General features: G+C 74.0%; 17 protein-coding genes. 10 read left to right on the top strand and 7 right to left on the bottom strand.

Going from position 1 to position 20896, the window contains the following annotated elements:
- Nucleotides 1-67: 67 nt before the first annotated feature.
- The 4 genes from qcrC to ACTMTB_RS12975 all read left to right on the top strand — a co-directional run bounded on the left by qcrC (nucleotide 68) and on the right by ACTMTB_RS12975 (nucleotide 4527).
- Nucleotides 68-901: a cytochrome bc1 complex diheme cytochrome c subunit gene (gene qcrC, locus ACTMTB_RS12990; protein WP_280841516.1), complete on the top strand. Its 834-nt coding sequence runs from the start codon at nucleotides 68-70 to the stop codon at nucleotides 899-901.
- Nucleotides 902-968: 67 nt separating this feature from the next.
- A complete protein-coding gene (qcrA, locus tag ACTMTB_RS12985) occupies nucleotides 969-2057 on the top strand; it encodes a cytochrome bc1 complex Rieske iron-sulfur subunit (protein ID WP_441145335.1) in 1089 nt (362 codons plus the stop codon).
- On the top strand, nucleotides 2054-3682 hold the full coding sequence (qcrB, locus tag ACTMTB_RS12980; protein ID WP_441145333.1) for a cytochrome bc1 complex cytochrome b subunit: 1629 nt from the start codon (nucleotides 2054-2056) through the stop codon (nucleotides 3680-3682). Before qcrA ends, qcrB begins: the two co-directional genes overlap by 4 nt.
- 179 nt (nucleotides 3683-3861) lie before the next feature.
- A complete protein-coding gene (locus ACTMTB_RS12975) occupies nucleotides 3862-4527 on the top strand; it encodes a DUF4142 domain-containing protein (protein ID WP_441145331.1) in 666 nt (221 codons plus the stop codon).
- Between the two features lie 67 nt (nucleotides 4528-4594).
- Here the strand turns inward: ACTMTB_RS12975 and ACTMTB_RS12970 are convergent, their stop codons facing one another.
- The 5 genes from ACTMTB_RS12970 to ACTMTB_RS12950 form a co-directional block, all read right to left on the bottom strand.
- Nucleotides 4595-4882, bottom strand: a complete 288-nt coding sequence (locus tag ACTMTB_RS12970; protein WP_210776388.1) for an Lrp/AsnC family transcriptional regulator — start codon at nucleotides 4880-4882, stop codon at nucleotides 4595-4597.
- A gap of 81 nt (nucleotides 4883-4963) precedes the next feature.
- Nucleotides 4964-5809 (bottom strand): sugar phosphate nucleotidyltransferase, encoded by an 846-nt coding sequence (locus ACTMTB_RS12965; protein WP_441145916.1) that lies wholly within the window; start codon nucleotides 5807-5809, stop codon nucleotides 4964-4966.
- 50 nt (nucleotides 5810-5859) lie between these two features.
- The gene (locus tag ACTMTB_RS12960; RefSeq protein WP_441145330.1) at nucleotides 5860-6396 is read right to left on the bottom strand and encodes an NUDIX hydrolase; all 537 of its coding nucleotides are present in this window, start codon (nucleotides 6394-6396) and stop codon (nucleotides 5860-5862) included.
- A gap of 79 nt (nucleotides 6397-6475) precedes the next feature.
- Complete coding sequence (locus ACTMTB_RS12955; protein WP_441145914.1) at nucleotides 6476-8263, bottom strand: RelA/SpoT family protein; 1788 nt, start codon at nucleotides 8261-8263, stop codon at nucleotides 6476-6478.
- A 128-nt stretch (nucleotides 8264-8391) separates the two neighbouring features.
- A complete protein-coding gene (locus tag ACTMTB_RS12950) occupies nucleotides 8392-10149 on the bottom strand; it encodes a DEDD exonuclease domain-containing protein (RefSeq protein ID WP_210776390.1) in 1758 nt (585 codons plus the stop codon).
- Nucleotides 10150-10276: 127 nt separating this feature from the next.
- Between ACTMTB_RS12950 and ACTMTB_RS12945 the strand changes: the two genes are divergently transcribed.
- The 4 genes from ACTMTB_RS12945 to ACTMTB_RS12930 all read left to right on the top strand — a co-directional run bounded on the left by ACTMTB_RS12945 (nucleotide 10277) and on the right by ACTMTB_RS12930 (nucleotide 14535).
- Nucleotides 10277-11680 carry an NYN domain-containing protein gene (locus ACTMTB_RS12945; RefSeq protein ID WP_441145327.1) on the top strand — a complete coding sequence of 468 codons (1404 nt, stop codon included), beginning with the start codon at nucleotides 10277-10279 and terminating at the stop codon, nucleotides 11678-11680.
- A gap of 121 nt (nucleotides 11681-11801) precedes the next feature.
- A complete protein-coding gene (locus tag ACTMTB_RS12940) occupies nucleotides 11802-12014 on the top strand; it encodes a hypothetical protein (protein WP_154943950.1) in 213 nt (70 codons plus the stop codon).
- 140 nt (nucleotides 12015-12154) lie between these two features.
- Entirely contained in the window at nucleotides 12155-13414 is a 1260-nt protein-coding gene (locus ACTMTB_RS12935) for a M48 family metallopeptidase (protein ID WP_441145325.1), read from the top strand.
- Nucleotides 13411-14535 (top strand): glycosyltransferase family 4 protein, encoded by a 1125-nt coding sequence (locus ACTMTB_RS12930; RefSeq protein WP_441145323.1) that lies wholly within the window; start codon nucleotides 13411-13413, stop codon nucleotides 14533-14535. The genes ACTMTB_RS12935 and ACTMTB_RS12930 overlap by 4 nt, the downstream gene beginning before the upstream one ends.
- 407 nt (nucleotides 14536-14942) lie before the next feature.
- On the opposite strand, the gene ACTMTB_RS12925 is transcribed toward ACTMTB_RS12930, so the two are convergent.
- Complete coding sequence (locus ACTMTB_RS12925) at nucleotides 14943-17060, bottom strand: MMPL family transporter (protein ID WP_441145321.1); 2118 nt, start codon at nucleotides 17058-17060, stop codon at nucleotides 14943-14945.
- Between the two features lie 142 nt (nucleotides 17061-17202).
- On the opposite strand from ACTMTB_RS12925, the gene ACTMTB_RS12920 reads away from it, so the two are divergent.
- Entirely contained in the window at nucleotides 17203-18507 is a 1305-nt protein-coding gene (locus ACTMTB_RS12920; RefSeq protein ID WP_441145319.1) for a histidine kinase, read from the top strand.
- A complete protein-coding gene (locus ACTMTB_RS12915; protein ID WP_334573163.1) occupies nucleotides 18459-19172 on the top strand; it encodes a response regulator transcription factor in 714 nt (237 codons plus the stop codon). Before ACTMTB_RS12920 ends, ACTMTB_RS12915 begins: the two co-directional genes overlap by 49 nt.
- Here the strand turns inward: ACTMTB_RS12915 and ACTMTB_RS12910 are convergent.
- Nucleotides 19161-20864, bottom strand: coding sequence for a putative bifunctional diguanylate cyclase/phosphodiesterase (locus ACTMTB_RS12910; RefSeq protein WP_441145912.1), 1704 nt, complete (start codon nucleotides 20862-20864; stop codon nucleotides 19161-19163). The two genes, ACTMTB_RS12915 and ACTMTB_RS12910, sit on opposite strands and share 12 nt — an antisense overlap.
- Nucleotides 20865-20896 lie beyond the last annotated feature (32 nt).

The raw sequence follows: 20896 nt of genomic DNA, 5'->3' as shown, positions 1-20896 counted from the left end.
GCGCGTCACGAACCGCGCCGCTGCTCCGTCCCCTGAGACAAGGTCCAACCGGTTAAGGACACAGGTCATGACTTCTGACAACGACCGCCGACGCGGTCTGCTCGCGCGCCTGCGCGGGCGGCCCGTAGCGCGCAGCAGGGGCCGCCGCCGGCTGGGCGCCGCGGTCCGGCTGATCGCCGCGCTGACGCTGGCAGGCGGCGCCTACACCGTCTTCGCCCCTGGCGTGCAGGCGCAGGAAAACCCGCCGCTGACCGGCGCCGCCGCCGAGGGCAAGGCGCTGTTCGACGTGAGCTGCGTGACCTGCCACGGTCGCAACGCGCAGGGTGTCGACGGTCGTGGCCCGAGCCTGGTCGGCGTGGGCGCCGCCTCGGTCGAGTTCCAGGTGGCCACCGGCCGCATGCCGATGGCCCGACAGGAGGCCCAGGCCCAGCGCAAGCCCCCGGTCTTCACCGACGAGCAGGTGCGCCAGCTCGCCCAGTACGTCCAGGAGCTCGGTGGCGGCCCGCAGGTCCCCGAGGGTCACCTGCGTGAGGGCGCCGACCTGGCGACCGGCGGCGAGCTGTTCCGGATCAACTGCTCGCAGTGCCACGCCTTCGGTGGTGGCGGCGGGGCGCTCTCCTCGGGCAAGTTCGCCCCGAGCCTGCGCCCGGCCAGCGACCGGCAGATCTACGCCGCCATGCTGAGCGGCCCGCAGAACATGCCGGTGTTCGGCGACAACCAGATCACCCCGGAGCAGAAGGCGGACATCATCGCCTACATCCAGGAGACGCTGAAGCACGACCAGGACCAGGGTGGGTTCAACCTCGGCCGGTACGGCCCCTCCACCGAGGGTCTGGCGGCCTTCCTGTTCGGCATTGTCGCGCTGGTCTTCGCCAGCCTGTGGATTGCGGGCAAGTCGTGACCCGGTCGAACGTCAGTACCATTGCCGTGGTGCCGTGCGTCGGCACCGCCCGTAGCGAGGTGACGGCATGAGCACCCACACCGAGCACCAGGCCCCGCAGGGTCCGGAGCCGCTCGACGTCATGGACCCCCGGCTGTCCCGGTTCGACGTCGTCCTGGAGGGCGCGCGTCGGGACGACATCGAGATCGTCCACTACGAGGAGCAGGTCGCGCCGGGCAGCAAGGCCGAGCGCCGGCTGACCCGTACGGTCGCCAGCTTCTTCCTCCTCACCGGCCTCGCGGCCACCGCCTTCCTGGTCATCTACATCTGGTGGCCGTGGAAGTGGGAGGCCGGCCGCGGCGGTGACAAGTGGTACACCCCGCTGCTCGGCGTCACCCTGGGCGTCGCGCTCCTGGCCGTCGGCTTCGGCATCCTCACCTGGGGCAAGAAGCTGCTGCCCAAGGAGGTCTCGATCCAGGGCCGGCACGACCAGCCGGGGGCGCCGGAGGATCGCAAGATCACCGGGGAGACCATGCTCTACCTGGCCGACGAGATGGGCGTGCGGCGTCGTCCGCTGCTCGGCGTCTCGCTGGCGGCGGGCCTGCTGCCGGTGGGCGCGGTCGTCGCGGCCCCGCTGATCGGTGGCCTGATCTCGCAGCCGCACAAGAACAACCAGATGTTCACCACCGGCTTCGCGCCGGCCGAGGGCGGCCGCAAGATCCGGCTGGTCCGTGAGGACGGCCGGCCGATCCGCCCGGCCGACATCAGCGCCGGTGGCCAGCTGACCGTCTTCCCCGGCATCGAGCACGGCGTGAGCAACAAGCACGCCGACTCGCCGACCCTGCTGATCCACCTGCGCGAGACGGACGCCCAGGAGTCCCGCGAGGCCAACGCGCGGTTGGGCCGCCAGGACTTCATGTGGGGCAACTACGCGGCGTACTCCAAGATCTGCACGCACGCCGGCTGCCCGGCGAGCCTGTACGAGCAGCAGACCAACCGGCTGCTCTGCCCGTGCCACCAGTCGCAGTTCCTGATCACCGACAACGCCCGGCCCATCTTCGGTCCGGCCAGCCGTCGGCTGCCGCAGCTGCCGATCGAGGTGGACGAGGAGGGCTTCTTCGTGGCGAAGTCCGACTACACCGAAACCATCGGCCCCGACTTCTGGGAGCGGCCATGAAGCGCCGAAAGTTCGACGTAGCAGCGGTGCCGGCCAAGACGGCCGGGGCGGTGGACGACCGGTTCCAGGTGGCCACCCCACTGCGCAAGCTGCTCAACAAGGTCTTCCCGGACCACTGGTCCTTCCTGCTCGGCGAGATCGCGCTCTTCTCGTTCGTCGTGCTGCTGCTGACCGGTGTCTTCCTGACCTTCTTCTTCGAGCCGGCGATGACCGAGGTGATCTACGACGGCAGCTACGCCCCGCTGCGGGGCACGCCGATGTCCGCCGCGTACGCCTCCAGCCTGGACCTGTCGTTCGACGTCCGGGGCGGTCTGATCATGCGGCAGATGCACCACTGGGCGGCGCTGCTGTTCATGGCCTCGATCGTCGTGCACATGCTGCGGGTCTTCTTCACCGGCGCGTTCCGCAAGCCGCGTGAGACGAACTGGATCATCGGCTCGCTGCTGTTCTGGGTCGGCTTCCTGGCCGGCTTCACCGGCTACTCCCTGCCGGACGACGGCCTGTCCGGCACCGGTCTGCGGATCGCCTCGGCCATCATGCTGTCGATCCCGGTGATCGGCTCCTGGGTCACCTCGTCGATCTTCGGCGGGGAGTTCCCGGGCGAGATCATCATCAGCCGCTTCTTCATCGCCCACGTGCTGCTGATCCCGGGTCTGCTGGTGGCGCTGATCACTGTCCACCTGGGCCTGGTGTTCAAGCAGAAGCACACCCAGTGGCCCGGCCCCGGCCGGACCAACGAGAACGTGGTCGGCGAGCGGATGTTCCCGCGCTACGCGCTCAAGCAGGGCGGCTTCTTCATGGTCGTCTTCGGCGTGATCGCGCTGATGGGTGGCCTCTTCCAGATCAACCCGATCTGGTACTTCGGCCCGTACGAGGCGTGGGTGGTCTCGGCCGCCAGCCAGCCCGACTGGTACGTCATGTTCCTCGACGGCTCGACCCGACTCATGCCGGCCTGGGAGATCACCATCCCGATCGGCGACGGGTACGTCATCCCGCCGCTGTTCTGGCCGACGGTCGTGCTGCCGGGCATCCTGGTCGCGATCTCCCTGTTCTACCCGTTCATGGAGGCGCGGCACCTCAAGGACCGCAAGCACCACAACCTGCTCCAGCGGCCCCGGGACGTGCCGGCCCGGACCGCGGCGGGCGCCATGGCGGTGTCGTTCTTCGTGGTGCTGACCCTCTCCGGCGGCAACGACGTGATCGCGGACAAGTTCCAGATCAGCCTCAACGCGATGACCTGGGCGGGCCGGATCGGCCTGCTGGTGGTCCCGCCGCTGGCGTACTACGTGGCGTACCGGCTCTGCCTCGGTCTCCAGCAGCACGACCGGGAGGTGCTGGCCCACGGTGTGGAGACCGGCATCATCCGGCGCCTGCCGGACGGCCGGTTCGTCGAGGTCCACCAGCCGCTCAGCGCGGCCGACGGCCACGACGGGCACGGCGAGCTGGACTACGTCGGCTGGGTGGTGCCGAAGAAGATGAACCGGCTCGGGGCGCTCGGCCCGGCCATCCGGGGCTTCTTCTACCCGATCGAGAAGCCGGCCGAGGCGCCGGTCTCGCCGGGGCACCCGCCGGTCGAGCCCCGCCCCGAGCGGGAGGAGATCGGCAGCGGCGAGAGCCGTCGCTGACGACGTACCCCAATCGTGGCGCCCGCCGGAGTTCTCCGGCGGGCGCCACGTCCATTTCCGCGACGTTCGTCCGGGTCCGCCCTGCCCACCCCGCGACCCGCCCACTGACGGGTGGAAACGCAGGAATAACCCCCGCCAGCCGGGTATCCGTGCGGTCCAACGTCAACGGGGAGGGAAACATGTTGGGAATCAAGCGCCTCGGCCTGCTGGCCGCACTGGTGCTGGTCGGTCTGGCGCCTGCCGCGGCTGCGCAGGCCGCGGCACAGCCGTCGACGCAGGACAGCCAGTACCTGCAGGCGGTGCACCAGTCCAACCTGTTCGAGATCAGAGCTGGTGAGCTGGCCCGGGAGAAGGGCCAGAACCAGGAGGTCAAGCGGCTCGGCGAGATGTTCAAGACCGACCACACCCAGCTGGACCAGTCGGTCCAGCAGACCGCCTCCCAGTTGGGTGTGCAGCTGCCGAATGAGCCGACCGCCGACCAGCGGCAGATCCTCGACCGGCTGGAGAACGCCAGGGGCGAGGAGTTCGACCGCCAGTGGGTGACCGCGCAGCTCGCCGCGCACATCCAGGCGATCCAGGCCACCCAGACCGAGATCTCACAGGGTCAGGAGCAGTCGGTGATCCAGTTGGCGCAGACCGCGCTGCCGGTGCTCCAGGCGCACTACGACGAGCTGGTGAACCTCGCGCGGCAGCTGGGCATCCCGGTGCCGGAGGCCACCGCCACGCCCAGCCCGACCGGCACCACCACGCCGGCGCCGGGCGGCCCCACCGAGTCCCCGACCCCGGGCGGCACGCCCGAGTCGCCGGGTGGCACCACCGGGACGCCGGCTCCGGGCACCAGCTGACGTCACCGCACGGCCGACGGTGGCCGGTCCGCCCTCCGGGGTGGGCCGGCCACCGCGCGTTCACCGGTCAGTCGGCGCCGGCCAGCCCGATCGCGAACGTCTCCTCCAGGTCGTGCTGGGAGTACGCCCGGAACGCGATGTGCGACTCGGTGTTGAGCACGCCGGGCACCTTGGAGATGCTGCCGGCGATGACCTGGGCGATCTGCTCGAACTCCCGGACCCGGACCATGGCGATCAGGTCGACGTGCCCGGCCACCGAGTAGACCTCGCTGACGCCGGGCAGGTTCGCCAGGGTCTCGGCCACCTCGGGAATCGAGTCGGTGGCGCAGTCGATCAGGACGATCGCGGTGATCACTGGACGCTTCTCCGTTCGTCGACGTCGTGGCTCATGCTAGATGTTCACCGGCCGGCGCAGGACCGGTCCGGCGCGGGCCGCTCAGGCCGCCGGCACGGTCAGCGCGTCGGCGGCCCGGATCACGTCGCACAGCCGTTCGCCCTCGTCGACGGTGGCGCCGGGCCAGACCACCACCCGCTCCACGTCGCCGCGGACCACCGCGCCCGCCCCGACCACCGCGCGGCGCACCCGGCCGGTCACGGTGGCGCCGGGATCGAGCAGTTCGCCGTCGCCGGCGGCGTGCAGGTTGGCCGCCAGGTAGTCGGCCGGGGTGCCGGTGTCGTAGAACGTGCCGGGGTACGCCACCACCTCCAGCGCCCCGGCCGCCTCCGCCGGCCGCCACACCGCCCGGACCAGGTCGCCGAAGGTCGCCGGCAGCTCCCGGACCAGCCGCCACGGCAGCAGGGAGAACCCGGTGAACTCGTGCCCGTCGAACGTGCCGGGGGCCGCCGGGTCCGCGGCGGGCTGGCCGAGCAGGCGTACGCTCCGCCCGTCCCAGCCGTCGAGCAGCGCGGCGACGTCCGGCCCGGGGGCGGCCGCCGGATCGGCGAGGTACGCGTCGGCGTTGCCGACCAGCACGCCGCGCCCGGCGATCCAGTCCCGCAGCCTGCCCACGCCCCCGGCGGTGCCCAGCGGGCCGTCCGGCTCGACGGAGAGGTGGGCCCGCGCGCCGACGTGGGCGACCACCTGGTCGGCGAGGTAACTGGCGTTGACCGCGACCGTTCCGGGACCGGCCATGCCCAGGCCGGCGAGTCGGGCCAGCGCGCGGTCCAGCAGCGGCACGTTGCCGACCGGGCAGAGCGCCTTGGGCACCCGCTCGGTGAGCGGCCGCAGCCGGGTCCCCTCGCCGGCGGCGAGCACCACGGCGCAGATCCCCGCCGGCGGCACGGGCGCCGGGTGACCGGCCGGCCGGGGCGACGGCCGGTCGGGGATCGGGGTCACGCCGCTCGGCCGGTGGGCGGGATCTGCCCGGCCAGCGGACCGATGCCGTAGTGGCCGAGCAGGAAGGCGGTGGCCCGGCTGAGCCGGGGCAGGTCGTCCAGCGGGTGCCAGGCGGCCTCGTAGACCTCCGCGCCGTCCACCGTCAGCTCGGTGGTCGACGCCGGCACCTCCGCCTCGAAGACCATGTCGACCCAGCCCTTGGCGTGCACCAGGGCGTTCGGCACGGCCGGGCGGAGCCGGTCGGGGGAGAGCTGGATGCCCGACTCCTCGTACAGCTCGCGGGCGGCGCCGACGACCGGGGCCTCGGCGCGCTGGAGCAGGCCGGCGGGGAGGGTCCAGCTGTACCCGGGCGGTTGGCGCAGCAGCAGGAGCCGGCCGGTCCCCTCGGCCTCGCTGTCCCGGACCAGGGTGACCGCGCCGACGACGTACTTCGGCACGGCGAGCCGGACCAGGCGGCGGCGCATCCCCACCGGAAGGCGGTAGAAGACCTTGTAGGCGACGGCCCGGCCGGTGGCGCGCGAGCGGGGGATCATGACTCCAGGCTAGGCCCTCGGGCCCCCACCCGCGCCCCGGCCCCACCACCCGCCCCGGGACGGCTGGGCCGGGCGGGGATCACTGGCGATGGTCGACCAGGTCGATGAGCTGCCGGACGACGGTATCCGGCTCGACCGCCCGGTCGAAGACCGCCACCAGCAGGGTCTCCAGGTCGGGGTAGCCGAGTTCCTCGGAGAGCCGCAGCAGCGGCAGGTCGCTGGCCAGCCCCCGGTCGTGCTTGCGCAGCGCCAGCCCGATCGTCGCCCGGCCGAGGCGTACCTTGTCGGCGATCGAGATGCCCGGCTCGGTGTGCTCGGCGAACCAGCGGCTGATCTGCATCTGCGCGTGCGGCGACTTGACGAAGCCGAGCCACTCGCGCCGGGGCCCGCGCGGCGCCGAGTCGGCCTCGAAGCCGCTCTCCGCGTCGTTCTCCGTGAAGATCTCCACCACGTCGCCCTCGTCCAGTTCGGACGAGAGCGGCGCCAGCCGGCCGTTGATCCGGGCGGCCAGGCAGTGGTCACCCCACTCGGCGCCCAGCTCGTACGCCAAGTCCACCGGGGTGGCCCCGGCCGGGAGCACGACCTGCCGGCCGTCGGCGACCACCTGGATCTGGGTCTCGGCCAGGTCGCAGCGCAGCGACTGGAGGAACTGGGCCGGGTCGGGGGCCTCCTGCTCCCAGTCGAGCACCCGGCGCAGCCAGGCCAGCTGCTCGGCCTGGGCCGCGTCGCCGGAGGAGCGGGGGAAGCGGAAGTCGGCGGCGACGCCGTACTCGGCGGAGCGGTGCATCTCGCGGGTGCGGATCAGCACCTCGACGGTGCGGTCCTGCGGGCCGCAGACGCTGGTGTGCAGCGACCGGTAGAGGTTGTTCTTCGGGGAGGCGATGAAGTCCTTGAAGCGGCCGGGGACGGGCCGCCAGCGCCCGTGCACCGCGCCGAGCGCGGCGTAGCAGTCGGTGGGCGGGCCGTCCACCACGATCACGACCCGGGGCAGGTCGAACGGGGCGGTGTGGCCACCGGCGACAGTGTCCTTCCAGATCGAGTAGAGGTGCCGCGGCCGGGGTCTCACCTCGGCGTCGACCCGGCTGCGGCGCAGCGCCGTCCTGGTCTGGGCGACCACGTCGTCCAGGTAGGCGTCCCACCCGGGCCGGTCGTGCACGTGCCGGGCGATCCGGGCGTGCTCCTCGGGATGCAGGTGCAGCAGCACCACGTCGTCCAGCTCGCGTTTGAGGGTCTGGATGCCCAGCCGGTCGCAGAGCGGGACGAGCACCTCCTGGGTCTTGCGGGCGATCCGCTCGCGGGACGCCGCCGAGCGCACGCCGAGGGTACGCATGTTGTGCAGCCGGTCGGCCAGCTTGATGATCAGCACCCGGACGTCCTTGCCCGCCGCGATGATCATTTTGCGGATCGTCTCCGCCTCGGCGGCGTTGCCGTAGAACTCCTTGTCGAACTTGGTCACCCCGTCGACCAGGTGGGCCACCGCGCGGCCGAAGTCCTCGCAGAGCGCCTGGAGCGTGTAGCGGGTGTCCTCCACCGTGTCGTGCAGCAGCGCCGCCACCAGGGTGGTGGTGTCCATGCCGAGGTCGGCGCAGATCTGGGCGACCGCCAGCGGGTGGGTGATGTACGGCTCGCCGCTCTTGCGGAACTGGCCGCGGTGCATGTTCTCCGCGATCGTGTAGGCCCGGCGCAGCACCGACGTCTCGGCGTTGGCGTGGATGCCCCGGTGGGTGCGGACCAGGTGGTTGACCGGGTCGGTGTCGTTGGTCGGCCAGGTGAGCAGTGACCGCAGCCGGCGGGCCAGCGGCAGCTCCCCGGGCTGGGTCGGGAGGGCGCCCCCCAGGGCGGCGCCGTGTCCGGCGTCGACGTCCACGAGGGACACCTCCTCACCCCGGCTCCGCGATCACCATCTCTGGTAACCGGAAGCAGGCCCACGAAACGGGCAGGACTGCACTCCCTTAACAGCCTAAGTCAGTCACCGTCGTCCGATCGGTCACTTGCTCATGAGCGTTCGGTCGAGAGTTGGTGGGATCCGCCGTTCTCGGCCTTGGCCAGCAGGTCGCGGAAGCGGCCCGCCCCGGACACCGGCGAGGACCACTCGGAGGACATCTCCACCAGCCGGGTCTCCGGTCGCTCCAACCAGGACAGGATGCGTTCGGTCTCCTCCGCCGAGGCGCGGGGCACCGGCCCGTGACCGGGCTCCACCGTCTCCGCGGTGGCCCGGATCGCGGTGATGGTCGGTCGAGGATGGACCCCGGGCGGGGAGACCCCCGCCCCGGCGAGCCGGCCGTGCCGGACCAGCGCCAGCTCCCAGCCGCCGCCGGGGGCACGCCGGGCCGCGGTCAGCTCGGCGATCCGGGTCAGCCCGGCCAGCCGTTGCATGCGTACGCTCGCCCGCAGCACCGCCGCCAGCCGGGAGCGCACCACCGCCGCCTCCTCGTAGCGCTGGCCCGCCGACAGCGTCTCGATCCGGGCGAGCAGGGCGTCGACCACCACCTGCGGGTCGCTGGCCGTCGCCGTACGGAACGGGGCGGCGGCGCGGTGGTCGTACTCCTCCGGGGTGATCCGGTGCTCGCAGGGCGCCGGGCAGCGACCCAGCTCGGCCAGCGCGCAGGCCGGCGTGACCGTGCGCAGCGAGAGCCGGTGGGTGCACTGGCGCAGCGGGACGGCGTCGTGGAAACCGGCGGCGGCCAGCTCGGCGGCCTGCTTCGAGCGGAACGGCCCCAGGTAGGCGGTGTCGCCGGGGGCGAGGCTGCGCACCACCGACAGCCGCGGATAGGGGCCGTCGGTCAGCTTGAGCCAGACCATCCGCTCCGGGAACTTGGAGCGCCGGTTGTACGGCGGGGCGTGCGCCGCGATCAGCCGCAGCTCGCGGACCTCGGCCTCCAGCGGGTGGGCGCACTCGACCGCCTCCACCCGCTCGGCGGCGGCCAGCATCTCCGAGATCCGGGCCCGCTTCTCCGCGGCGGTGAAGTAGCTGCGCACCCGGGTGGCGATGTCGCCGGAGGTGCCGACGTAGAGCGGCCGGTCGTCGGCGGCCCGGAAGATGTAGACCCCGGGCACCTTGGGCAGGCCCTCGGCGAGGTGCCGCTTGCGGCGCTGGGTGGGGGTGACCGCGCGGGCGAATTCGATGGCCTCGCCGACCGTGTCCACCCGGTGCCCGCCCAGCCGCCCGATCAGCCCGTGCAGCACGTCGACGGTGGCCTTGGCGTCGTCCAGCGCGCGGTGGGTGGGCTGGGTGGCGGTGCGGAAGTAGGCGGCGAGGGTGCCGAGCTTGCGGTTGGGCACCTCGTCGCGGGTGAGCACCCGGCGGGCCAGGGCGGCGGTGTCGAGCACCCGCGGGTTGGGCCAGCGGTAGCCGTGCTTCGCGCAGGCCGCCTTGAGGAAGCCCACGTCGTAGGGGGCGTTGTGGGCGACCAGCACGGCGTCCGCGATGAACTCCAGGAAGCTCGGCAGCACCTGCTCGATCGGCGGGGCCGGGATCAGCATGGCCTGGGTGATGCCGGTCAGCACGGTGATGAACGGCGGGATCGGCACCCCGGGGTTGACCAGGGTGGCCAGCACGCCCAGCTCCTCGCCGCCGCGCACCTTGACCGCGCCGATCTCGGTGATGCCGCCGCCGTCCGGGGCGCCACCCGTCGTCTCCAGGTCGACCACCACGAAGGTCGTCGCGTAGAGCGGCAGCGCCGGGTCCACCCCGCCGCCCGCTGTCGGATCCAGACCGGCCAGCGTCTGCTGGACGTACTCGCCAGGTGCCACGCGCGGCAGGCTAGCGGGCCGGTCCGACACTGCTGTCGCAGGCGCCCCAGCCGTCACCGCCGGTCTAGGATGAGAGATCGGCTCACTCACCCGGCGGTGGGCCCGGTCGCGGTGGGAGACTTGCCCCATGCCCCTCACCGAGCCGTACGACGACCACCTCCCGGAGGAGGGGTCGTCCACCGCCGCGCCCGAGGGCGGAGCGGAACCGGGTGCGGGGGCGCCCGAGCCGGAGCCCACCCTCCCCGAGCCGGTCCGCCAGCGCATCGTCACGCTCACCGCGGCGGTGCTGCCCGGGCTGCCCGCCGACGAGTTGCCGGTGCCGCTGCGCCGGGTGGCCAAGTTCGCCCCGAACCGCCGCGCCCGGCTGGGCGCGCCGGTGATCGCCGCCCAACTCACCGCCGACCCGCTGTTCCGCCAGCGGGTCACCGCGCGGGTGCTCGCCGACGCCGGCGACCTGGGCGCCGCGGTGGTCGAGGGCACCGCGCCGGCCGCCGCCGACCCGGTCGAGGTGGCCGCGCTGGCGTACCTGGCCCGGCCCCGCGGCTGGCGGGAGCTGATCGAGGCCAGCGGCGCCGCCGTGCGGGCCGAGGCGGACAGCGCCGTCATCGCCGAGCTGGTCCGGGAGGCCGAGCAGCGGGCCACCCGCGCCGAGCACGACCGGGCGGTGGCCCGGGTCGAGGCGGAGAAGCTCCGCGACGAGCTGGCCCGGGTCCGCGAGGAGCTGGGGCAGCTGCGGGAGGAGAACCGCCAGGTCCAGCGGACGCTGCGGGAGACGCAGGCGCGCGAACGCCGGGCCAACGAGCTGCTCGCCACCGAGCGGGGCCGGGCGGCCCGGGCGGCCGCCGACAGCGACGCCGAGCTGCGCCGGGCGCGGGCCCGGCTGGCGGAGGCCGAGGCGGCGGCCGGGGTCGCCCGGGCCAGCGCCAAGGAGGCCCGCTCGGTCGACGACGCCCGGCTCTGGCTGCTGCTGGAGACCATCGGCCAGGCCGCCGTCGGGCTGCGCCGGGAGCTGGCGCTGGACCCGGTGGAGAAGCTGCCGGCCGACTTCGTGGCCGACGCGTTCGCCGACTCGTCGGCCGTCACGCCCGCCGGCACCGCCGCCCGCGCCCGGGACACCGACGACCCGGCCCGGCTGGACCAGCTGCTCGCCCTGCCCCGGGCGCACCTGGTGGTGGACGGCTACAACGTCACCAAGCGCGGCTTCGGCGAGATGTCCCTCGAACAGCAGCGCAAACGGCTGATCACCGGGCTGGGCGGGATCGCCGCGCAGACCGGCGACGAGGTCACCGTGGTCTTCGACGGCGCGGAGCGGATGCACGGGCTGCCGCCCACCCCGCGCGGCGTCCGGGTGCTCTTCTCCCGCAAGGGGGAGACCGCCGACGAGCTGATCCGCCGCCTGGTCCGGGCCGAGCCGGCCGGCCGGCCGGTGGTGGTGGTCTCGTCGGACCGCGAGGTCGCCGACGGCGTGCGCCGGCACGGCGCGTATCCGCTCGGCGCGGACTCGCTGCTGCGCCGGCTGGCCCGTTCCTGACTCTTGATCACTGTTGTCCGGTTCTGTCGTACCCGGTGACTAGTGTCCGACCTGACCGACGGTGCGCGGGTGGTGACCAGGCTGTCGCCCCCGCCGCGCCGCACTCCGTCAGGGAGGCACGATGCTCATCGACTGCGACAGGTGCGGGATCCGGGGCGCCGGCTGTAACGGCTGCCTGGTGACCGCCCTGCTCGACGCCGACTCGCCGGCCGCCGACCTCGGGCCGGCCGAGCTCCGGGCGGTCGAGGTGTTCGCCCGGGCCGGCTTCGACGTGGCGGTGCTGGCCCACGAGGCCGCGCCGACCCGTGCCGCCCGCCGGCGCCGGGTGGCCTGACCAGCACGCCGCCACCGGCACGGCTCCCGTCGGCCGGCCCCGACGGCGGCGGGCAATAGGATGGGCGCTCACGGCGGGAGGAGCGGCGGCATGACGCGGTTACGGCGTGGTGGCGGCGGGCCGGCGGACGAGGTGCCGGCGTGACCCCCCGCGGGTGGGCGGTGCTGACCCTCGGCGGGCTGGTGCTGGCGCTGCTGGTCGCCAGCGTCGTGCTGGTGCCGTGGAGCCGGCCGCCGGCGCCCCGGGCCGACCAGGTCGCCGCGCTGGGTGAACTCCCCGTCGACCAGGTGGCCCACGCGCGCGAGTTCCGCTCCGCGCTGCGCCCCGGCGCGTACGGCGCGCTGGTGGTCGGGCTGCTGGTGGCGTTGCTGCTCGGGCTCACCCCGCTCGGCGCCCGCCTGGTCGAGCTGGCCGGGCGCCCCTTCGGCGGTCACTGGACCGCCCGCGCGGTGCTCGGCGGGCTCGCCGTGGTGCTCCTCGCCGACCTGCTCACCCTGCCCTTCGCCGCCTGGCGGCAGTCCGTGCTCACCCGGTACGGGCTGAGCACCCACGGCTGGAGCGGCTGGGCCGTCGACCTGCTTAAGTCGTACGCGGTCAGCGCCGTCATCGGTGCGATCGCGCTGCTCGGCTTCTACACCGTGACCCGGCTCGCCCCGCGCTGGTGGTGGGCGTTCGGCGCCGCCGGGGCGGCCGGCCTGGTCGTGCTGTTGTCGTTCGTGCTGCCGGTGCTGGTGGAGCCGGTCTTCAACCGGTTCACCCCGATGGAGCAGGGTCCGCTGCGCACCGAGCTGATGGCGATGGCGGCCCGCGACGGGGTGCCGGTGCGCGACGTGCTGGTCGCCGATGCCTCCCGGCGGACGAAGGCGGTCAACGCGTACGTCTCCGGGCTGGGGCCGACCCGGCGGGTGGTGGTCTACGACACCCTGCTGCGTGAGGCCACCCCGGCCGAGGTGACCAGCGTGGTCGCGCACGAGCTGGGGCACGCGAAGGACCGGGACGTCTGGACCGGCACGCTCACCGGCGCGCTCGGCGCCGCCCTCGCGGTCGTCGCGCTCTACCTGCTGGGCTCCTGGGGGCCGCTGCTGCGGCTGGCCGGGGTCGACTCGGTCGCCGAGCCGCGCGCGTTCCCGTTGCTGATCGCCCTGGTGACGGTGGCCGGGCTGGTCGCCGCGCCGGCGCAGGCGCTGATCTCCCGCCGGGTCGAGGCGCGCGCCGACGCGCACGCCCTCGCGCTGACCGGCGACCCGGCCACCTTCGAGGCGATGCAGCGCCGGCTGGCCGGGGTCAACCTGGCCGATCCCGACCCGCCGCGCTGGGAGTACCTCTGGTCGGCGTCACACCCGTCCACCGTGGAGCGGATGGCCGCCGCCCGCGCCTATGCCAGGGAGGCCGGCAGATGAGCCGGACGCTGCTGATCACCAACGACTTCCCACCCCGCCCCGGCGGCATCCAGTCGTTCGTGCACAACCTCGCCGTCCGCCAGCCCTCCGGCTCCGTGGTGGTCTACGCCTCCAGCTGGCGGGGCGCGGCGAAGTTCGACGCCGACCAGCCCTTCGAGGTGGTCCGGGAGCGGACCCGGGTGCTGCTGCCCACCCCGCTGGTGGCCCGGCGGGCCGCCCGGCTGGCCCGCGAGCACGACTGCGACACCGTCTGGTTCGGCGCCGCGGCCCCGCTCGGCCTGCTGGCGGCCGGGCTGCGCCGTCGGGCGGGGATCCGCCGGGTGGTCGCGCAGACCCACGGCCACGAGGTCGGCTGGGCGGCGCTGCCCGCCGCCCGGGCCGCGCTGCGCCGGATCGGCCGCGGCACCGACGTGGTCACCTACCTCGGCGACTACACCCGGGTACGGCTCGAACGGGCGCTGCACGGGGTGACCGACCTGCACCGGCTGGCTCCCGGCGTCGACGTGGACACCTACCACCCGGCCGTCGACGGCGAGCCGGTCCGCGTCCGGCTGGGCCTGGCCGACCGGCCGGTGGTGGTGTGCGTGTCCCGGCTGGTGCCCCGCAAGGGGCAGGACATGCTGATCCGGGCCATGCCGGAGATCCACCGCCGGGTGCCGGACGCGGCGCTGCTGGTGGTCGGCGGCGGGCCGTACCGGGCGGCGCTGGAGAAGCTGGCCCGGCACACCGGCGTGGAGCGCGACGTGGTCTTCACCGGCTCGGTGCCCGCCGCCGAGCTGCCCGCGCACTACGCGGCCGGTGACGTCTACGCGATGCCGTGCCGCACCCGCAACCGCGGCCTGGACGTCGAGGGGCTCGGCATCGTCTACCTGGAGGCCTCCGCGACCGGCCTGCCGGTGGTGGCCGGCGACTCCGGCGGCGCGCCGGACGCGGTCCGCGAGGGGGAGACCGGGTACGTGGTGCGGGGCCGGGACGTCGCCCAGCTCGCCGACCGGGTGGCCACCCTGCTCGCCGACCGGGACCTGGCCCGGCAGCTCGGGGCGGCCGGCCGGGCCTGGGTGGAGCGGGAGTGGCGCTGGGAGACCCAGGCGCAGCGGATGGCCGCCCTGCTCGCCGGCTGACCACCCGCCGGCCGGTTCTGGGGGCCGCTACAGCCGGTGGGGCGTGGAACGAGCGGCCCGGCTCATCGGCTGGGTGTGGAACCGGGATCCGGCTCACCGCAACGGCCGCCCGAGCTCCCGGTGCCGCGCCGCTGGCCACCGTCGAAGCCAGCGGCCGCGAGCCGAGCCGGCGGGTCGTCGCCGAGCCGGCACATTTCCCGATGAGCGATATGCCTGTCAGTCATAAATATGCCTGACAGGCATATCGCTCTTCGCCGTATCCAAGGGCACGGGCGTCACGGTCAGTCACGGTGTGGGGCACGGGAAGACGCGGTGGTCGACGGGGTGCCTGGTGGCGATCGGCGCTGGGGCGGGCACGGACGCTGTCGCGCCCGTGCCCGCCCGGTCTCGCGGCGTCGTGCCCGGGCTCAGGGACCGGCCAGCACCCGCTCGGCCGGGGTCGCCGGGGCGGTCCGGGCGGTCCGCCGGGACAGCTTCCCCGGCCACCAGGTGCGGGCGCCCAGGTCGAGCGCCAGCGCCGGGATGAGCAGGCTGCGGACCAGCAGCGTGTCGAGCAGGATGCCGACGGCCACGATCACCCCGGTCTGCATCGACGGCACCAGCGGCAGCACGCCCAGCGCGCCGAACGTGGCCGCGAGCACGATCCCCGCGCTGGTGATGACGCCGCCGGTGACGGTCAGCGCCCGCAGGACGCCCGGCCGGTGGCCCAGCTGCGTCGCCTCCTCCCGGGCCCGCGTCATCAGGAAGATCGTGTAGTCGACGCCGAGGGCGACGAGGAACAGGAACGCCTGCAGCGGGATGCCCACGAAGAGCTTGGTGTAGCCCAGCGCGTCCAGCACGAAGCCGGCGGCCCCCATCGCGGCGGCGTACGACAGCACCACGCTCACCATCAGCAGCAGCGGCGCGACCAGCGCCCGCAGCAGGAGCACCAGGATGACGAGGACGACGGCGAGGATCAGCGGGATGACCACCCGATTGTCGCGGCTGACGATGCGCTCCTCGTCCACCAGCACTGCGGTCCTGCCGCCGACCAGCGCCTGGGCGCCGGGCACCTCGTGCACCGCCGTGCGGAGCCGCTGCACGGTCTCCATCGCGGCGTCGCTGTCCGGCGTGTCGGCCAGCACCGCCGGGACCCGTACCCAGGCGCCGTCCGGCGAGCGCTCCGGCTCGTCGACCCGGGCGACGCCGGGCACCGCCCGGGCGGCGGCGATCACCTGGTCGGCCGCACCGGCGGTGGCCAGGATCTCCGCCGGCGACGCGGAACCACTCGGGTAGTGCGCGGCGATCAGCCGCTGGCCGGTCACCGAGCCGACCTCGGAGGTGAAGGACTCCTCGTTGGGCAGGCCGATGCTGAGGTTGCCGATGCCGAAGGTCAGCGCGACGAGCGCCGCCGCGGTGCCGATCCAGACCGCGCGGGGACGGCCCCCGACCAGCCCCGCGATCCGGCGCCAGATCCCGTGGTCGGCGGTGACGTCGGCGCTGACGGCGGTCGGCGTGTAGCGCGGCACGAACGGCCAGAAGAGCCACCGGCCGCACAGGACGAGCACCGCCGGCAGCAGGGTGGTCATCGCGAGCAGGGCGGCGCCGATGCCGACCGCCCCGACCGGGCCGAGGCCACGGGTGGACGGCAGGTCGGCGGCGAGCAGGCAGAGCAGTCCGATCGCGACGGTCGCCGCCGAGGCGCAGATCGCGCCGAACGACCGGCGCAGCGCGACGCGCATCGCCTCGTGCCGGTCGGCGTGCCGGCGCAGCTCCTCGCGGTACCGGGCGATCAGCAGCAGGGCGTAGTCCACGCCGACGCCGAAGACCAGCACCGTCAGGATGGTCTGGCTCTGGAAGTCGACGGTCACGCCGCCGTACTTCGCCATCAGGTACACGATGCCGCCGGCGAACTGGTTGGCGATGCCGACGGTGATCAGCGGGATCAGCCAGAGCACCGGGCTGCGGTAGGTGACCAGCAGCAGCACCGCGACGGTGGCCGCGGTCGCCAGCAGCAGCGTGGTGTCCATCCCGCCGAAGGCGTCGAGGACGTCGCTCTCCGCCGCCGCGTCGCCGGTCAGCGCGGTGCGCAGGCCGGCGGGCTGGTCGAGGGCGAGGCGCTCCTTGACGTCGGTCACCGCCTCCGGGCGCTGGGTGTCGTCACCGGCGACCGGAAAGGACACCAGCAGCGCCTTCCCGTCCTCGCTGGGCACCGGGGGCGACACCGCGCCGCCGTCGGCGTACCGGACGAAGACGGCCCGGTCCGCCTCGGCCTTGGCGCGGTCGGCGTCGGTGAGGCCGCTGTCGCGGACGTAGACGGCGATCGCCACGGGCTTCTTCGAGTCCGGGAAGGCCGCCTCGGCCCGCTCCACGGCCCGGCTGCTCTCCACGCTGGCGGGCAGCATGCCGAGCGTGTCGTTGTTCTGCACCTCGCTCAGCTTGATGGCGAGCGGGCCGGCCACCGCGACGAGGACCAGCCAGAAGACGATCAGGGCGTACTTGCTGCGTCGGCCGGACGGCAGACCGGCCAGTCTTTGCCGGGACATGTCGGGTTCCTCCGAGGATCGGGTTCGCTTCCTGCCTCAGATCCTTCTGGCCGGCGGGCGTGCGGACAGGAGTGCCACGTCCCCGACGGCGGTGGTCCTAGCACCACCGAACACCGGGCGGTCGTGACCGAGAATGGAAACCGTGGACAGCCCCGTACGAGAGTTCGCCCGCCAGACGGTCCGGCCCGGCGCGACCGCCGCCCTCCAGGGCCTGGCCGTCGCCGTGCTCTCCCTGACCACCAACGTCGCGCTGTTCGTGCTGTCGCTGGTGTCGCTGCTGCTCATCCCCGCCTTCGGCATCGGTTTCGCGCTGTTCCCGATGGCGACGGCGTTGGTGCGGCTGTCGACCGGGTTGCAGCGCCGGCTCGCCCGGTGGGGCGGCGTACCCATCGCCACGCCGTACCGGCCGCTGCCGGAGGGGGCGCAGTTCGGCACCTGGCGGCGTTTCCGGTGGGTGGTGGGCGACCCGGCCACCTGGCGGGACTTCGCCTGGCTGGTCCCCGGCGCGGTCACCGGCGGGGCGTGCCTGCTCGCGTTCGCCCTGCCGCTGTACGGGCTGGAGGGCTCGCTCGGGGTGCCGCTGCTGGTCTACCTCATCGCCGACTCCTACGGCTACGGCCTGTTCTGGCCGATGACCAACCTGGCCGAGGCGCTGGCCGCGCTGCCGCAGGGCTGGCTGCTGCTGCTCGGCGGCCTGGCCGTCGCCCCCTGGCTGGTCTGGCTGCACCTGCGCTTCGCCCGGCTCTTCCTGGCCCCCACCCGGGCGGCGGAACTGGCGTTGCGGGTCCGCCAGCTCACCGTCACCCGGGCCGACACCGTCGACGCCCAGGCGGCCGAGCTGCGCCGCATCGAGCGGGACCTGCACGACGGGGCGCAGGCCCGGCTGGTCGCGCTGAGCATGAGCATCGGCCTGGCCGAGCAACTGCTGGAGCAGGACCCGACCGCCGCCGGGAAGCTGCTGGCCGAGGCGCGGGAGACCAGCGGTCAGGCCCTGGTCGAGCTGCGCGGCCTGGTGCGTGGCATCCACCCGCCGGTGCTCGCCGAGCGCGGCCTGGACGGTGCGGTCCGGGCGCTCGCGCTGGCCGTGCCGCTGCCGGTGGCGGTCGAGGTGGACCTGCCGGGCCGCCCGGAGGCGCCGGTGGAGTCCGCGGCGTACTTCGCGGTGGCCGAGGGGCTGGCGAACGTCACCAAGCACAGCGGCGCCGCGCAAGCCTGGATCCACCTGAGCTACGGCGACGGTCGACTGACCATGGTGGTGGGTGACGACGGCCGGGGCGGCGCCGACCCGGCGGCGGGCAGCGGACTGGCCGGGATCGGACGACGGCTCGCGGCCTTTGATGGAACGATGGTGGTGACCAGTCCGCCCGGCGGGCCCACAGTCGTGACCATGGAGCTGCCTTGCGAGTTGTCATCGCCGAAGACCTCGCCCTCCTCCGGGACGGGCTGACCCGCATCCTCGAGGCGTTCGATTTCGAGGTGGTCGCGGCCGTCGACAACGGACCGTCGGTGCTGTCGGCCCTGGTCACCCACCGCCCGGACGTGGCGGTGCTCGACGTGCGGCTGCCGCCGACCTTCACCGACGAGGGGTTGCAGGCCGCCATCGGAGCCCGCGCCGAGATCCCCGGCCTGCCGATCCTGGTGCTCTCCCAGCACGTCGAGCAGCTCTACGCCCGGGAGCTGCTCTCCGACCGCGCCGGTGGCGTCGGCTACCTGCTCAAGGACCGGGTCTCCAACGTGGCCCAGTTCGTCGACGCGGTACGCCGGGTGGCCGGCGGCGGCACGGTGATGGACCCGGAGGTGGTCTCCCAACTGCTGGCCAGCCGGTCCGGGGCCGAGCCGTTGCAGGAGCTGACCGCCCGTGAGCGCGAGGTGCTGGGCCTGATGGCGGAGGGGCGGTCCAACGCGGCGATCGCCGCGCGGCTCTTCGTCACCGAGAAGGCGGTCAGCAAGCACATCAACAACATCTTCAGCAAGCTGCGGATGCCGCCGTCGGACGACGACAACCGGCGGGTGCTGGCGGTGCTGACGTACCTCAACGGGGACGACAGCCAGTTGCCGGTGCCGGGCCGGGCGCCGCGGCGTACCGCCGCCGGGCCGTCCCTACCCGGGTGAGGCGACCGGCTCGACACCGGCCACGGTGGACAGCGCGGGGGAGCGGCCGAGGCAGCCCTCGGCCGGCCCCGGCCGCCCGAAGTACCAGCCCTGGCCGGCGTCGCAGCCGATCGCCCGCAGCCGTTCGGCCTGCCCGGCCGTCTCCACCCCCTCGGCGGTGACGGTCAGGTCCAGCGCGTGGGCCAGCGACACCAGCGAGGCGAGGATCCGCTCGTCGGTGCGGCTGGCCGGGTCGACCGCCGGCGACCGTAGCCCGGTGACGAACTCCCCGGCCACCTTCAGCTCGGTCACCGGCAGGTCCCGCAGGTACGCCAGGTTGCAGTAGCCGGTGCCGAAGTCGTCGATGGCGATCCGTACGCCGAGGTCGGCCAGGACCCGCAGGGCCCGGACGGGTTCCTCCGCGGTGCTCATCATGGTGCTCTCGGTGATCTCCAGCTGGAGTCGTTCCGGCGGCAGGCCGGTGGCCGCCAGCAGGCTGCGCACCTCCTGCACCAGGCCGGGCCGGTGCACCTGGCGGACGGCCAGGTTGACGCTGACGAAGGGGCCCCGGGCGCCCCAGCTCTCCGCCTCGCGGCAGGCCGCCGCGAGCACCCAGCCGCCGAGCCGGACGATCAGGCCGGTCTCCTCGGCCAGCCCGATGAAGCTGCCCGGCCGGAGCACGCCCAGCTCCGGGTGGCGCCAGCGGACCAGCGCTTCCACGCCGAGCAAGGTGCCGTCGCGCAGCGAGGTCAGCGGCTGGTAGTCGAGGAAGAACTGACCCCGGTCGATCGCGGCGGGGATCGCCGCGGCGAGGGCGTACCGGGCCAGGTCGGCGCGGTGCCGGTCCGGGTCGAACACCGACCAGCGGGCGCCCCCGGCCGCCTTGGCCCAGTGCAGGGTGCTGTCGGCCGCCCGCATCAGCTCGCCGGGGGTGGTGCCGGCCACCGGGCGCTCCACGATGCCGATGCTGGCGGTCACGGTCAGCTCGTGCCCGTCGACCAGGGCCGGCTCGGCGAGCGCGGCCAGCGCCGCCTCGGCGACCGCGACCGCGTCGTCGACCCGGGCGGTGCGCTCGACCAGGATGACGAACTCGTCGCCGCCGAGACGGGCCAGCAGGTGTTCGCCGAGCGCCGCGCGCAGCCGCCGCGCCACCGACACCAGCAGGGCGTCGCCGACCTGGTGCCCGAGCGAGTCGTTGACCACCTTGAACCGGTCGAGGTCCAGGAAGCAGACGCCCACCCGGTCGGCGCCCCGGCTCGGCGCGCCGATCGCCGCGGTGAGCCGCTCGGTGAACAGGACCCGGTTGGGCAGGCCGGTCAGCGGGTCGTGGGTGGCCTGGTGGCGGAAGCGGGTCTCGCTGTCGCGCAGCGCCCGCTCGGCCTGGGCCCGGGCCACCGTCGCGGCCCGGCGGATCGACTCCTGCTCGTCGAGCGTCCGGTCGCGCAGCGCCCGGGCGTACCCGGTGGCGACCGTGGCCAGCAGCCGGGCCATCCGGTCCTCGACGTCGTCGGCGACCAGCCCCAGGTCGCGGATCAGGCGGAGCTGGATGACCTCCACGGTGCGACCGAGACCCTCGGCCGAGGCGATGTGGGCGGCGACCAGCTCCGCGCCCACCTGGTGCCCGACGCGCGGGTCGAACGGCTCGGCCCGCAGTGCCCCGGCCAACCGCTCGGTGAGCCGTTGCAGCAGCAGCTCCAGCTGCGCCTGGGTCATCGGCAGGTAGCTGGTGCCCGAGACCGCCTTGG

Origin of the sequence: Micromonospora sp. L32, from assembly GCF_052068055.1 — a bacterium.
GTDB classification, from domain to species: domain Bacteria; phylum Actinomycetota; class Actinomycetes; order Mycobacteriales; family Micromonosporaceae; genus Micromonospora; species Micromonospora purpureochromogenes.
The sequence above is the reverse complement of the archived record's forward strand: the minus strand, read 5'-3'. Positions and strand labels throughout refer to the sequence as shown.

Excerpts from the sequence above, each read along its gene's own strand:
- qcrB (WP_441145333.1), top strand. The coding sequence starts at position 2,054 with ATGAAGCGCCGAAAGTTCGACGTAGCAGCGGTGCCGGCCAAGACGGCC.
- qcrC (WP_280841516.1), top strand. The coding sequence starts at position 68 with ATGACTTCTGACAACGACCGCCGACGCGGTCTGCTCGCGCGCCTGCGC.
- qcrA (WP_441145335.1), top strand. The coding sequence starts at position 969 with ATGAGCACCCACACCGAGCACCAGGCCCCGCAGGGTCCGGAGCCGCTC.
- ACTMTB_RS12930 (WP_441145323.1), top strand. The coding sequence starts at position 13,411 with ATGAGCCGGACGCTGCTGATCACCAACGACTTCCCACCCCGCCCCGGC.
- ACTMTB_RS12925 (WP_441145321.1), bottom strand. The coding sequence starts at position 17,060 with ATGTCCCGGCAAAGACTGGCCGGTCTGCCGTCCGGCCGACGCAGCAAG.
- ACTMTB_RS12940 (WP_154943950.1), top strand. The coding sequence starts at position 11,802 with ATGCTCATCGACTGCGACAGGTGCGGGATCCGGGGCGCCGGCTGTAAC.
- ACTMTB_RS12975 (WP_441145331.1), top strand. The coding sequence starts at position 3,862 with ATGTTGGGAATCAAGCGCCTCGGCCTGCTGGCCGCACTGGTGCTGGTC.
- ACTMTB_RS12960 (WP_441145330.1), bottom strand. The coding sequence starts at position 6,396 with ATGATCCCCCGCTCGCGCGCCACCGGCCGGGCCGTCGCCTACAAGGTC.
- ACTMTB_RS12945 (WP_441145327.1), top strand. The coding sequence starts at position 10,277 with ATGCCCCTCACCGAGCCGTACGACGACCACCTCCCGGAGGAGGGGTCG.
- ACTMTB_RS12910 (WP_441145912.1), bottom strand. The coding sequence starts at position 20,864 with ATGACCCAGGCGCAGCTGGAGCTGCTGCTGCAACGGCTCACCGAGCGG.